The organism is Pseudomonas sp. JV414 (genome assembly GCF_032424305.1).
GTDB lineage: Bacteria > Pseudomonadota > Gammaproteobacteria > Pseudomonadales > Pseudomonadaceae > Aquipseudomonas > Aquipseudomonas lini.
Genome location: NZ_VYKC01000020.1, coordinates 1 through 13,863, shown reverse-complemented (window position 1 = coordinate 13,863; position 13,863 = coordinate 1). Strand labels below are relative to the sequence as shown.

Here is a 13,863-nt window from a genome sequence, read left to right as displayed (position 1 = left end):
AATTCTGACAAGGTAATTACCGAGGGGCTCCACTGCCAAGCCTTGCAGTATAGGGCCTCTGCGGATGTGGCAAGTTGTCACAGCGCAATTCCTTGATAAATCGCGCCCATAAAAAAACGCCCAGCTTCGCGAGGAAACTGGGCGTTCTTTTTGAACGCGAAAGCGAATTAACGCTTCGAGTACTGCGGACGCTTACGCGCTTTACGCAGACCAACTTTCTTACGTTCAACTTCACGAGCATCGCGAGTAACGAAGCCAGCTTTGCGCAGAGCGCCACGCAGGGTTTCGTCGTACTGCATCAGTGCGCGAGTGATACCGTGGCGGATTGCGCCAGCTTGACCACTTACACCACCGCCGATCACGGTGACGTAGATGTCGAACTTCTCGACAGTCTCAGTCAATTCCAGCGGCTGACGAACTACCATGCGGGCAGTTTCGCGGCCGAAGAAATTATCCAGCGAACGGTTGTTGATGGAGATGTTACCAGTACCCGGACGCAGGAAAACGCGTGCGGTTGCGGTCTTGCGACGGCCAGTGCCGTAATTTTGAGTCGCCGACATAATGAACTATTCCGTTAAAACTTCAGTTCTTGGGGCTGCTGAGCAGTATGAGGGTGTACAGCGCCCGCATAGACTTTCAGCTTACGATACATGTCGCGACCCAGCGGGTTCTTAGGCAGCATGCCTTTGACCGCGGTCTCGATCACGCGCTCAGGGGCTTTAGCGATCAGTTTTTCGAAGTTGATCGACTTGATGCCGCCCGGGAAACCGGAGTGGGAGTAGTAGATTTTGTCGGTGGTTTTAGCACCGGTTACACGAATCTGCTCGGCATTGATAACGACGATGTAATCGCCGGTGTCAACGTGAGGAGTGTACTCAGCTTTATGCTTGCCACGCAGACGGCTCGCGATTTCGGTGGCCAGACGACCCAGGGTCTGACCTGCAGCGTCGACGACAAACCAGTCGCGCTGTACTGTTTCCGGTTTAGCAGTAAAAGTTTTCATTCTTTATAGCCTCAGGGGCCGCCCTGTAAATTAGACGGCGGATCTTACTGAATAGTGCGTACTTTGACAAGTCAAAGGCAGCCGGATACAGACGCTTTCGGGGGCTCGGGTCGGCGCGTCCGTTCAACGGCAAGATTCTTCGGCGGCGGCGCATCACTTCCACTGCAGAAAGAGGTGCGCAATTATGCAGATTGCGAAAAATAATTCAACCTGCTTTTATGATTGTTTTGCCCAAGGAGCACCCGATGGACTATCGCCAGCTAGGCCGTACCGATCTGAACGTGAGTGCAATCTGCCTCGGCACCATGACCTGGGGCGAGCAAAACAGCGAGGCTGAAGCCTTCGCCCAGATCGAACGGGCCAAGAGCGCCGGGATCAATTTCATCGACACCGCCGAAATGTACCCGGTGCCGCCCAAGGCCGAAACCTACGCCACCACCGAGCGCTACATCGGTAACTACTTCAAAAGTCGCGGCGATCGCGCCGACTGGATCCTGGCAAGCAAGATCGCCGGCCCCGGAAATACCATCGACTACATCCGCGACAAAAACCTCAAGCACAACCGCGAGCACATCGTCCAGGCCGTGGATGCGAGCCTCAAGCGCTTGCAGACCGACTACATCGACCTCTATCAGTTGCACTGGCCGGAACGCAGCACCAATTTCTTCGGGCAACTGGGCTACAAGCACACGAGCGAAGTCAACCTCACCCCGCTGGAAGACACCCTCGAAGCACTGGACGAACAGGTCAAGGCCGGCAAGATCCGCCACATCGGCCTGTCCAACGAAACCCCATGGGGCACCATGCGTTTCCTCGCCCTCGCCGAAGCCCGGGGCTGGCCGCGCGCCGTATCGATCCAGAATCCCTACAACCTGCTCAATCGCAGCTTCGAAATCGGCCTGGCGGAAATCGCCATCCGCGAACAGTGCGGCCTGCTCGCTTATTCACCACTGGCGTTCGGCTTCCTGTCGGGCAAATACGAAGGTGGCGCGCGTCCGCCCAAAGGTCGCCTGAGCCTCTACAGCCGCTTCAGCCGCTACTTCAATCCTCAGTCAGAGGCAGCGTGCAGCCGTTATGTGGCATTGGCTCGTGAACACGGCCTGGATCCGGCGCAGATGGCACTGGCATTCGTCACACAGCAACCGTTCGTCACCAGCAACATCATCGGCGCCACCACGCTCGAGCAACTGGACAGCAACATTGCCAGCTTCGAGCTCAAACTTTCCGACGAAGTGTTGGCTGGGATCGAGGCGATTCACCAGGATCATCCAAATCCTGCACCTTGATTGATTCATAGGCCCAATCGCGGGCAAGCCACGCTCCCACAGGAAATCACAAACCTGTGGGAGCGTGGCTTGCCCGCGATGGCGCCCGCCCAGTCACTGCAAATTACAGCGACCGCGCAATAATCTCCTTCATGATCTCATTGGTCCCGGCATAGATCCGCTGCACCCGCGCATCCGCCCACGCCCGGGCGATCGGGTATTCCCACATGAACCCGTAACCGCCATGCAACTGCACGCACTCATCGAGCACCTTGCATTGCAGGTCGGTGCCCCAGTACTTGGCCATCGCCGCTGTCGGCACGTCGAGCTTGCCTTGCAGGTGCAGTTCCAGGCAGCGATCGACGAAAACACGGCCGATCTGGATTTCGGTCGCCATTTCAGCGAGCTTGAAGCGGGTGTTCTGGAAGTCGGCGATGGCCTTGCCGAAAGCCTTGCGCTCACGGGTGTAATCCAGCGTCCATTGCAACGCCGCTTCGGCTGACGCCAAGCCACCCACCGCGACCGTCAGACGCTCCTGCGGCAGTTCCTGCATCAGGTAAGCGAAGCCCATCCCGGCCTGGCCCAGCAGGTTTTCCTTTGGCACCCGAACGTCCTGGAAGAACAGCTCCGAGGTGTCCTGAGCCTTCATACCGACCTTTTCCAGACGCTTGCCCTTGGCGAAGCCCGGCGTATTGGCCTCCACCAGAAACAGACTGGTGCCCTTCGCTCCTGCCTTTGGATCGGTCTTGGCCACGACGATCACCAGGTCAGCCAGAAAACCATTGGTGATGAAGGTCTTCGAACCGTTGATCACGTATTCGTCGCCATCCAGCACAGCGGTGGTTTTCACCCCTTGCAGATCGGAACCGGCACCCGGCTCGGTCATGGCAATCGCGGTGACCATCTCGCCAGACACCAGTTTGGGCAGGTATTTATGTTTCAGCGCTTCACTGCCGTAATGCAGGATGTAAGGCGCGACAATATCCGAATGAAGAGAAAAGCCGATGCCGGTCAGACCCAGGCGGCCGACCTCCTCGATCACCACCGCACTGTAGAGAAAGTCCGCCCCCAGCCCGCCATATTCTTCCGGCAGATGCGAACAGAGCATCCCCGCCTCCCCCGCCTTGTTCCAGAGTTTGCGGTCGATATAACCTTGTTTTTCCCATTGCCCATGGAACGGCACGGCCTCTTTTTCGAGGAACGTTCGCACGCTGTCGCGAAAAAGTTCGTGCTCGGAGCTGAACAAGGTTCTGGGGATCATGCGGCACCTGTGATTATTGTTAGGCGGAATTGACCTTTAGAGACTAAGCCTCGCTTCCGATACAGGACACTGGACACATCCGACAAAAAATAAGACGATCCAGCCGTCTGGTGACCACTTTCCCCTATAAGAATAAAGTTGAATTATGTCTAACAAAGTCTCCACGCCCTTGCGGCGCGTCAGCATCCTGGCTATCGACCGGGTTTTCGCTTCCACCCTCATGCAAGCCAAGGATTTCTTCCATCTGGCCAGCCTGCGCTATGGCAAACAACTGGGCCACGGCCTGACACCGGCGTTTGAAACCCGGTTGGTCAGCCCCGACGGTAAACCGGTTAATAGCTTCAGTGACGTGATCATGCCGGTGGACGGCGGCCTGGAAAACGCCGACGTCATTATCCTTCCCGCCTTCTGGGACGATTTCGACACCCTCTGCAAACGTTATCCACAGGTCCTGCCGTGGCTGCGTCAGCAGCATGCACGCGGCGCCGTGTTGTGTGGCGAGGCCACCGGCGTGTTCTGGCTGGCCGAGGCCGGGCTGCTCGATGGCAAGGAAGCGACGACCTACTGGCGTTTCTTCAATGCGTTTGCCGAGCGCTTCCCGCAGGTCCAGCTCAATCAGGACAAACACCTGACCGACGCCGACAACCTGTATTGCGCCGGCGGCACCACGTCAGCCTGCGACCTCTACATTTACCTGATAGAGCGTTTTTGCGGCGCCAACGTGGCCCAGGCCGTGGCCCGCGACATTCTTTACGAAGTGCAGCGCAGCTATGCGCCGGGGCGGATCGGTTTCGGCGGGCAGAAACTGCACCAGGACGTGATCATCCTGCAGATCCAGCATTGGCTCGAAGAACACTTCGCCGACAAGTTCCGCTTCGAAGACGTGGCCCGCGAACACGGCATGAGCATCCGCAACTTCATGCGTCGTTTCCAGACCGCTACCGGCGACAAACCGCTGCATTACCTGCAGCGACTGCGCATCGAGACGGCCAAGGGCTTGTTGTCCGGCAGTCGCAAGAGCATCAAGACCATCAGCTATGAAGTCGGTTACGACGATGCGAGCTTCTTCGCCCGACTGTTCCGCCAGCACACGGAGTTGTCGCCGAACCAGTATCGACAGCAGTTTCAGCAAGCGGCGTAGCTCTAGAGAACAACACCAATCAACTGTGGGAGCGGGCTTGCCCGCGATAGCGGCGGCACATCCAACATTATTGTGACTGATGCACCGCCATCGCGGGCAAGCCCGCTCCCACAGGTTCTGCGATAAACAAAAAAGGGCCTGCATATGCAGGCCCTTTTTATTTTCCGAAAACTCCTACGGCTTATGCGCCCGGGACAGAAACTCGTGGGACTGCATTTCCAGCAGGCGGCTAAGCGTGCGCTGGAACTCGAAGTTCAGGCGACCACCGGTGTAGAGGTCTTTGAGTTCGACTTCGGCGGAAATGATCAGCTTCACGTTGCGGTCGTAGAACTCGTCGACCATGTTGATAAAGCGGCGGGCGATGTCGTCGGTGGTGACGCTCATCTGCTCGACATTGCTGAGCAACACGGCGTGGAAGATTTTACCCAGTTCGATGTAATCGTTCTGGCTGCGTGGGCCGTCGCAGAGTTCGCGGAAGTCGAACCAGGCCACGTCATCGCAGGTGCGCACGGCACGGATTTCACGGTTCTCGATCACCAGTACGTCGTTCTCGATGGCTGCCGTGCATTCCGGCGTCAGGGCCCGGAAGCTTTTGCGCAGGCTTTCCTGGGCAGCGTCATCCAGCGGAAAGTGGAACAGTTCCGCTTGCTCGAGGTGACGCAGACGGTAATCGACGCCGCTGTCGACGTTGACGATCTCGGTGTTCTGCTTGATCAACGCAATGGCCGGCAGGAAACGCGCACGCTGCAAGCCGTCCTTGTACAGGCCGTCCGGCACGATGTTCGACGTCGCAACCAGGGTCACGCCGTTCTTGAACAACTCTTCCATCAACGTGCCAAGAATCATCGCGTCGGTGATGTCGGAGACGAAAAACTCATCGAAACAAATCACTCGCGACTCGTCGGAGAAGCGCTTGGCGATGATGGTCAGCGGGTTTTTCTCGCCGCCGAGGGTCTTCATCTCTTCATGCACGCGCTTCATGAAGCGGTGGAAGTGAGTGCGAGTCTTTTCCTTGAACGGCAGCGCTTCGAAGAAGGTGTCGACCAGGTAAGTCTTGCCGCGACCCACGCCGCCCCAGAAGTACAGGCCCTTGACCGGCGCCTGGTCTTTTTTGCCAAACAGTTTGCCGAGCAGGCCCGGTTTGTTCTGCGAGGCCGCGACCAGATCGTCGTACAGGCGCTGCAAATGACGCACGGCAGTTTCCTGGGCAGCATCGTGGAAGAATTCCGGGCGTTTCAGATCAGCTTGATATCGTTCTAGGGGCGTCATAATTCGTTAGCAAGGCAACAAAAACGGGCCGTCACTGTAGCGACGGCCCGTGGGAATGGCAATCGGCCCTTGGTCGGACCGAGCCGTTGATTATTCCTGAACCGGTGTCAGGGTAACGCGCAACGCTTCGATGGCGACGTCGCGAGCAGTGCTGTCGGCGAAGGCCGGGCTGTCGGCAACGCACTCGCCTTCCAGCCAGACGCTGAAGCTCAGGTCTTCACTGCGCACGTCCAAGGCTTGACCGGATTGCAGTTGCTTGGTCACTTGTCCTGCGGTTTTACCGTCGGCGAAGTTGCGCGACAGCAGCAGTTGCTCACCATCGGCCGCCAGCAGACGGAAGCGGAAACTGCCGTCGTCTTCACGGAAGCTGACGAAGCGCGCGGCTTTCGCGGCTTTCTTCTTGGTGGTCGCCGCGACTTGGGTCTGAGCAACGAAAGAACGCAGGCCGACCGCTTCGCGCAGTTCGTGAAGGAACGGCGTCGCCACCGAGCGAGCCTTTTTGGCGCCGATCTGCAGCATGTCTTCCAGGTCCGCCGGGCGTTCGATCAGCTGGTGATAACGCTCGCGGGATTCGCCCAATTCGCTGTCGAGCAGTTGGAACAGACGATTCTTCGCCTCGCCCCAACCCAGGCCCTGGAGCAATTCGCTGCGGAATTCGTCGGATTGTGCCGGCGTAGCGAAGGCCTGGAACAAGGTGAACAGGTGCGAGTTGTCCGGATCCTTGGCTTCGCCCGGGGCACGGGAGTCGGTAACGATCCGCGAAATCGCGTCTTTCATCTCTTTGGCGCTGCTGAACAACGGAATGGTGTTGTCGTAGCTCTTCGACATCTTGCGACCGTCGAGGCCCGGCAAGGTGGCGACGCTCTCCTCAATCAGCGCTTCGGGCATGGTGAAGAACTCTTTGCCCTGGCCGAACAAGTGATTGAAGCGCTGACCGATGTCACGGGCCATTTCCACGTGCTGGATCTGGTCACGACCGACCGGCACCTTGTGGGCGTTGAACATCAGAATGTCTGCGGCCATCAGCACCGGATAGCTGTACAAGCCCATGGTGATGCCGGCGTCCGGGTCTTCGCCGGTCTCGATGTTCTTGTCCACCGAGGCCTTGTAGGCATGGGCGCGGTTGAGCAGGCCCTTGGCGGCCACGCAGGTCAGCAGCCAGGTCAGTTCAGGGATTTCCGGGATGTCGGACTGGCGATAGAACGTCACGCGATCTACGTCCAGGCCACCGGCCAGCCAGGTCGCGGCGATTTCCAGACGCGAGCGCTGAATGCGCAGCGGGTCATCGCATTTGATCAGGGCGTGGTAGTCGGCCAGGAAGTAGAACGAATCGGCATTGCTGTCACGACTGGCGACGATCGCCGGGCGGATAGCGCCGGCGTAGTTGCCCAGGTGCGGCGTGCCGGTGGTGGTGATGCCGGTGAGGATACGGGTACGAGTCGTCATGGGTAATCGCTTGTCAGACTGCAATCAATTCGAAAGACGCGGCAGGATCAGATCCTTGAGATCGGTCAGCTTGCCATGAAAAAAGTGTCCGCATTCTGCCACTTTCAGCAGCTCATGGGGGCGATCGAGTGCGTCGGACCAGTCGTAAACGAGCTGTGGATCGATGACTTCGTCGGTTTCCGGCTGGATCAGGGTCAATGTACCTTGTTGCGGCAGTTGATCCTGATCGCCCAAGCGCATGACGGCGGGCGCGACCATGAACAAATGCTTGAGCTGCTCGCCCTTGGCTTCCAGGCGTCCGCCGAGACTTGCTGCAACAAATCCGCCGAAGGAGAAACCGAACAGGGTCAGGGGCAAGTCAGGATGCTTGGCCCGCAACCACTCGGCCGCCGCCTGGGCATCGTCGACTTCGCCAGTACCCATGTCGTGCGTGCCTTCACTGGCACCGACGCCACGGTAGTTGAAACGCAAAGTAATCAAACCGGCGTCGCGCGCGGTGCGCTGCAAGGTCGAGACGACTTTGTTGAGCATGGTGCCGCCCTGCACCGGGTTCGGGTGGCAGATCAACGCCAGGCCGCGGGGTTGCTCGTTATCCGGCCCCTCGCTATTTAAGTACAGGGCTTCCAGTTGGCCGACCGGGCCATCAATCACTACAGGGGTTTCGCGCATAAGCAAGGAAGGAACTCCGTGACCTCGAATCGGGTCGACTCGTCTAGCCAATTGTCTGTGCCAATCTATTGCGAGTGAATCGCGGTATACAGCGCAGGTTCGAGCCGTTAACGTAAAGCAAAGCCGTTTATAGAGGAAGGACTCGTGGAACACTCGCTCTTAGTTTGGTTGTTGCCGACTCTTGCCCTGGTTGTGGGTGTCGCCATTGGATTCCTGATCGCTCGCCTGGTGCCGAATGCCGCGCCTAACCGCACGCAACGTCAGCTGGATGACATTCAGGAACGTTTTGACAGTTATCAGAACGAAGTGGTCACCCACTTCAACAGCACTGCCACCCTGGTCAAGAAACTGACTGCGAGCTATCAGGAAGTGCAGGATCATCTCGCCGAGGGCGCCAACCGTCTGGCCCTGGACGAGCAGACTCGCCAACGCTTGCTGGCTGCCCTGCACGCCGACGCGGCACAGGCTCCACGGGAACGCCTGACGCCACCGCGCGATCAGGAACCACCTCGCGACTACGCCCCAAAAATGCCGAACGCGCCAGGCATGCTCGATGAGCATTACGGCCTGAAGAAGTAATCAGGTTTCGCGCGATACAAAAAGCCCTCGGACAAGCGATTGTTCGAGGGCTTTTTTGTTTCTGATCCGATATCTCGGGTGCCTGGCAGGGCCTCTTCGCGGGCAAGCCCGCTCCCACAGGATTTGTGGTTGACCACTATCTTGTGATCGACGAGGAACACTGTGGGAGCGGGCTTGCCCGCGAAGAGGCCGTGTCAGTCGAGATTAATGTCGCCTGGCACACCGCTTTCGCGAGCAAGCCCGCTCCCACAGTTTTTATGGGCAGGTGTTACTGATACTGCTGAACAGGCTGGCCCTGCTGCTGATATTCCTGACCAGGAATCGGCTTCAGGTTGACCTCGACGCGACGGTTCTGAGCACGGCCATTCACATCACCATTGCTGGCAATCGGGTTATCCGGCCCGGCACCACGCGCCGACAGGTTGGCGCCGCTGACACCCTGGGAGGTCAGGTAAGTCGCCACGCTCTGGGCACGACGCTGGGACAGGTCCATGTTGTGCTGACGGCTGCCGGTGCTGTCGGTGTAGCCGACGATCTCGATCTGGTTCTGGTTGAACTCCTTGAGCGAGCCCGCCAGATTGTTCAGCGGCTGGTAGAAGCCCGACGCGATGTTCGCCGAATCGGTTGCGAATGTGATGTTGCCCGGCATGATCAGCTTGATCTGATCGCCTTGGCGCTGCACTTCAACCCCAGTGTTGGCCATGCTGGCCCGCAGTTTTTTCTCCTGCTGGTCGGCGTAGTAACCGTAACCGGCGGCAGAAGCCCCCACCACGGCGGCGCCAATCAGCGCGCCCTTGCCACGGTTATCGTGACTGATGGCAGCACCGGCCAGTGCACCGGCCAAGGCGCCGAGGCCACCGTATTTGGCGGTTTTGCTCATGCCCGTGGAGCCGCTATCAGCCTGACCCTGATTGTCATAAGGGTTCTGCGTTGCGCAACCGGACAACAAAGCCACAGCAGTAGCGACAATAATCAAACGACGCGAGGTGAACATGGAGAGCTCCTACTTTTTTGCATTCTGTGGTGCAGCGGACTTAAGCAATGAACCTTTGCGGGCGTTGGATCATGGCCAACGCCAAAAATTCCGTCGTGCCTTTCACAACTGCATCTTCAGGCTCGTACAAAGGGGTTACCGCGCATTTCATCGCCCAGGCGAGTATCCGGACCATGACCGGTCACCACCGTCGCCTCTTCGTCGAGGGTATACAACCGTTGTTTGATCGAACGCACGAGAGTCGCCTGATCGCCTCCCCATAAATCCGTGCGCCCTACCCCACGCTTGAACAGCGTATCACCGGCAATCAGCAGCTTAGCCTCTGAAAACCAAAAACTCATGGAACCTGGTGTATGACCCGGCGTGTGCAACGCCACGCCACACCCGCAAGCCAGCTCTTCATCGTCGGCCATCCAGCGATCTGGCGATGGCACGGGGGTATAAGGCACACCAAACATCTGACACTGCATCTCCAGGTTGTCCCAGAGGAATTGATCTTCTTTATGCAAATGCAGCGTCGCGCCGGTTTTCTCCTTGAGCTGCCCGGAAGCCAGGAAGTGATCGAGGTGCGCGTGGGTGTGGATGATGCTGACCACCTTCAGGCCCAAGGCGTCGAGGCGCGCGAGGATCAGTTCGTGATTACCGCCCGGGTCGACGACGATGGCTTTTTTCGTGATCGGATCGCCGATGATCGTGCAGTTGCACTGCAACGGGCCGACGGGGAAGGTTTCGCGGATGAGGGCGGGTTTTACAGCGTTCATAAAGAGTCCTGGAAGAGCAAGGCAGTCTTGTGCAGATAAGTTGAGGCCCTCAGGATTAAACGGCCGTGGCCGATACAAAACTGGAGCCGCCATACGTCGGTCTCATCTCAAAAAAATAGTGGCCATATGATGTCAATGGCGCTATTTATCATGCAGAATTGCAGATTGTAGCGGCCACATCCAGGAAGGGTCGCAGCCTACCCCAGGAATTTCACATGCCACGTCCCACTGGTTATACCGATAGCTTGTCTTCTTCGCTGACAGGCTTTAAAGCCGTCGACAGCTTAATCTCCGGCTTCCAATGGGAAAGCTCCAAGTGGTGGATGCCTGGGGCTGTGACCAATCTGACGTACAGTTTCATAACGCCAGGCATGGCTTACTTCGCGACCAACTACAGTGCCGACAATGAGTACAAGAACATGTACGCATTGACCGCGGCGCAACAAACTGCGATTACCGGCGCGCTCGCCTCCTGGAGTGCGGTTGCCAACATTACCTTCCGACTGACCACCGACAATGCAACCAACGTGGGCGATTTGCGTTTTGGTGGTTATACGCAGATGGACAACACCGCAGCGGCATGGGCGTATTTCCCCTCCGACGACCCAAACGGTGGCGACGTCTGGATCGGACCAAATACCAACGATGCTACACCCGACAAAGGCAGCTACGACTTCATGACGTTTATTCATGAAATCGGTCATGCGGTAGGCCTCAAGCACCCGTTCTCGCCAGGGGGTTCAAACACAATCACGCTCGATCCGGCGCTGGATGACGTCTCATTGACCGTCATGAGTTACAACAACTCGTACTCCTACCAACCCACGACACCGATGCTGCTCGATATTCTGGCCATCCAGAGTCTGTATGGCGTCAACAATCTGTGGATGACGGGCAACAACGTTTATTCCTGGGCGCCCACCCAGTCGGTGTTCGAAACCATCTGGGATGCCGGCGGAAACGATAGCATCGACGCCAGCAACCAGTTGGCTGCCGTGCGCATCAACCTCAATGAAGGTCAGTTCAGCCAGATCGGCCAAGCGTTCACCGACCAGAATGGCGATGCTTTCAATGAAGGGCTGGCGATTGCCTTTGGCGCGAAGATCGAAAACGCCTATGGCTCGGCGTTTGACGACTCGCTGATCGGCAACGCACTGGGTAACTTGCTCAATGGCATGTCTGGCGCGGACACCATGGATGGCGGTGCCGGTAATGACGCCTACGTCGTCGACAACATCGGCGATGCGGTCATCGAACGTGGCTCATCGCTCACGGAACTCGATACGGTCTACTCCTACATCGATTACACCCTGGGCAGTAACGTCGAGAGCCTGATGCTGGTGGGCGCGGCCAACCTCAACGGCACCGGCAACGCCTTGAATAACGTACTGACCGGCAACTTCGGCAACAACCTCCTGGACGGCGGTATCGGTGCGGACGTCATGAGCGGCGACACCGGCAACGACACCTACATCGTCGACAACAGCAGCGATGTGATCAGCGAAACCAGCACCCTGGCTAGCGAGATCGACACCGTACGCGCCTCGGCGAGCTTCGTCCTGAGCGCCAACCTGGAAAACCTGGAACTGACCGGCACGGCCAACCTCAACGGCATCGGCAATGCCTCAAACAACGTGATCACCGGCAACGATGGCAACAACCAGCTTAATGGCGGCGCGGGCCTGGATACCCTGATCGGTGGCAAGGGCAACGACGACTATGGCCTCGATCAGGCCAGCGAGCTGGCCCTGGTCCAGGAAAATGCCAACGAAGGCACCGACACCCTGTTTGTCACTTACGCCGCCACGGCGCAAACCAACACCGTCGACCTGAGCCTGAGCAACCTGCAGAACGTCGAGAACGTGCTGTTGCTCGGTGCCGGAGCCTTTACCGCGTTGGGCAACAACCTCAACAACACCCTCACCGGCAACACTGCCGACAACGTCCTCGATGGCGGCCTCGGTACCGACACCCTGATCGGCGGCGCCGGCAATGACACCTACGTCGTCGATAACATCGGCGATGTGATCAGCGAAACCAGCACCCTGGCCGGCGAATTTGACACAGTCCTTTCGTCCATCGACTACACCCTGGGCAGTAACCTCGACAACCTGACCCTGGTGGGCGGCGCCAACCTCAACGGCACCGGCAACACCCTGAACAACATGATCACCGGCAACGCCGGCGACAACATTCTGGACGGCGGCATTGGGACTGACTACCTGCTGGGCGGCACCGGCAACGACACCTACATCGTCGACAACATCGGCGATGTGATCAGCGAAACCAGCACCTTGGCCGGCGAGATCGACACCGTGCGCGCCTCGGCGAGCTTCGTCCTGAGCGCCAACCTGGAAAACCTGGAACTGACCGGCACGGCTAACATCAATGGCGTCGGCAATGCCCTGAACAACGTGATCACCGGCAACGATGGCAACAACCAGCTTAACGGCGGCGCGGGCCTGGATACCCTGATCGGCGGCAAGGGCAACGACGACTATGGCCTCGATCAGGCCGGCGAGCTGGCCCTGGTCCAGGAAAATGCCAACGAAGGCACCGACACCCTGTTTGTCACTTACGCCGCCACGGCGCAAACCACCATCGACCTGAACCTGAGCAACCTGCAGAACGTCGAGAACGTGCTGCTGCTCGGAAGCGGCGCCTTTACCGCGTTGGGCAACAACCTCAACAACACCCTCACCGGCAATACTGCCGACAACGTCCTCGATGGCGGCCTCGGTGCGGACATCCTGATCGGCGGCACCGGCAACGACACCTACATCGTCGACAACATCGGCGATGTGATCAGAGAAACCAGCACCCTGACCGGCGAGATCGACACCGTGCGCTCTTCGGTGACCTACACCCTGAGCGCCAACCTGGAGAACCTCACGCTGACCAGCGCGGCCAACCTCAATGGCATCGGCAACGCCTCAAACAACGTGATCACCGGCAACGATGGCAACAACCAGCTTAATGGCGGCGCGGGCCTGGATACCCTGATCGGCGGCAAGGGCAACGACGACTACGGCCTCGATCAGGCCGGCGAGCTGGCCCTGGTCCAGGAAAATGCCAACGAAGGCACCGACACCCTGTTTGTCACTTACGCCGCCACGGCGCAAACCAACACCGTCGACCTGAGCCTGAGCAACCTGCAGAACGTCGAGAACGTGCTGTTGCTCGGTGCCGGAGCCTTTACCGCATTGGGCAACAACCTCAACAACACCCTCACCGGCAACACTGCCGACAACGTCCTCGATGGCGGACTCGGTGCGGACATCCTGATCGGCGGCACCGGCAATGACACCTACACCGTCGACAACATCGGCGATGTGATCAGCGAAACCAGCACCCTGACCGGCGAGATCGACACCGTCCTTTCGTCCATCGACTACACCCTGAGCAGTAACCTCGACAACCTGACCATGGTGGGCGCCGCCAACCTCAATGGCACCGGCAACGCCCTAAACAACAT

General features: G+C 58.4%; 12 protein-coding genes. 4 read left to right on the top strand and 8 right to left on the bottom strand.

Translation table 11 applies throughout. The features are described 5' to 3' along the window. Positions 1 to 167: 167 nt before the first annotated feature. On the bottom strand, positions 168 to 560 hold the full coding sequence (gene rpsI / locus F6R97_RS19785; protein WP_002555064.1) for a 30S ribosomal protein S9: 393 nt from the start codon (positions 558 to 560) through the stop codon (positions 168 to 170). Between the two features lie 14 nt (positions 561 to 574). After that, positions 575 to 1,003: a 50S ribosomal protein L13 gene (gene rplM / locus F6R97_RS19780; protein ID WP_007905295.1), complete on the bottom strand. Its 429-nt coding sequence runs from the start codon at positions 1,001 to 1,003 to the stop codon at positions 575 to 577. 245 nt (positions 1,004 to 1,248) lie between these two features. On the opposite strand from rplM, the gene F6R97_RS19775 reads away from it, so the two are divergent. Beyond that, entirely contained in the window at positions 1,249 to 2,289 is a 1,041-nt protein-coding gene (locus F6R97_RS19775; RefSeq protein ID WP_315866967.1) for an NADP(H)-dependent aldo-keto reductase, read from the top strand. Positions 2,290 to 2,392: 103 nt separating this feature from the next. On the opposite strand, the gene F6R97_RS19770 is transcribed toward F6R97_RS19775, so the two are convergent. Beyond that, complete coding sequence (locus F6R97_RS19770) at positions 2,393 to 3,529, bottom strand: acyl-CoA dehydrogenase family protein (protein ID WP_038981619.1); 1,137 nt, start codon at positions 3,527 to 3,529, stop codon at positions 2,393 to 2,395. A gap of 244 nt (positions 3,530 to 3,773) precedes the next feature. Between F6R97_RS19770 and F6R97_RS19765 the strand changes: the two genes are divergently transcribed. After that, on the top strand, positions 3,774 to 4,670 hold the full coding sequence (locus tag F6R97_RS19765) for a GlxA family transcriptional regulator (RefSeq protein WP_173667540.1): 897 nt from the start codon (positions 3,774 to 3,776) through the stop codon (positions 4,668 to 4,670). 174 nt (positions 4,671 to 4,844) lie between these two features. Here F6R97_RS19765 and zapE read toward each other — a convergent pair whose 3' ends face one another. The 3 genes from zapE to F6R97_RS19750 all read right to left on the bottom strand — a co-directional run bounded on the left by zapE (position 4,845) and on the right by F6R97_RS19750 (position 8,054). After that, on the bottom strand, positions 4,845 to 5,939 hold the full coding sequence (zapE, locus tag F6R97_RS19760) for a cell division protein ZapE (RefSeq protein WP_038981618.1): 1,095 nt from the start codon (positions 5,937 to 5,939) through the stop codon (positions 4,845 to 4,847). A 90-nt stretch (positions 5,940 to 6,029) separates the two neighbouring features. Then, positions 6,030 to 7,385: a tryptophan--tRNA ligase gene (locus F6R97_RS19755; RefSeq protein WP_315866966.1), complete on the bottom strand. Its 1,356-nt coding sequence runs from the start codon at positions 7,383 to 7,385 to the stop codon at positions 6,030 to 6,032. 24 nt (positions 7,386 to 7,409) lie between these two features. Further along, entirely contained in the window at positions 7,410 to 8,054 is a 645-nt protein-coding gene (locus tag F6R97_RS19750) for an alpha/beta hydrolase (RefSeq protein WP_038981616.1), read from the bottom strand. Between the two features lie 144 nt (positions 8,055 to 8,198). Between F6R97_RS19750 and F6R97_RS19745 the strand changes: the two genes are divergently transcribed. Then, positions 8,199 to 8,633, top strand: a complete 435-nt coding sequence (locus F6R97_RS19745) for a YhcB family protein (RefSeq protein WP_038981615.1) — start codon at positions 8,199 to 8,201, stop codon at positions 8,631 to 8,633. 268 nt (positions 8,634 to 8,901) lie between these two features. Here F6R97_RS19745 and F6R97_RS19740 read toward each other — a convergent pair whose 3' ends face one another. Together F6R97_RS19740 and F6R97_RS19735 are read right to left on the bottom strand one after the other, a co-directional pair. Further along, positions 8,902 to 9,627, bottom strand: coding sequence for an OmpA family protein (locus F6R97_RS19740; RefSeq protein ID WP_038981614.1), 726 nt, complete (start codon positions 9,625 to 9,627; stop codon positions 8,902 to 8,904). 116 nt (positions 9,628 to 9,743) lie between these two features. Next, positions 9,744 to 10,388, bottom strand: a complete 645-nt coding sequence (locus tag F6R97_RS19735; protein WP_315866965.1) for an MBL fold metallo-hydrolase — start codon at positions 10,386 to 10,388, stop codon at positions 9,744 to 9,746. Positions 10,389 to 10,603: 215 nt separating this feature from the next. On the opposite strand from F6R97_RS19735, the gene F6R97_RS19730 reads away from it, so the two are divergent. Then, positions 10,604 to 13,863: M10 family metallopeptidase (locus F6R97_RS19730; protein WP_315866964.1), on the top strand; the 3,260-nt coding region annotated here is incomplete at its 3' end.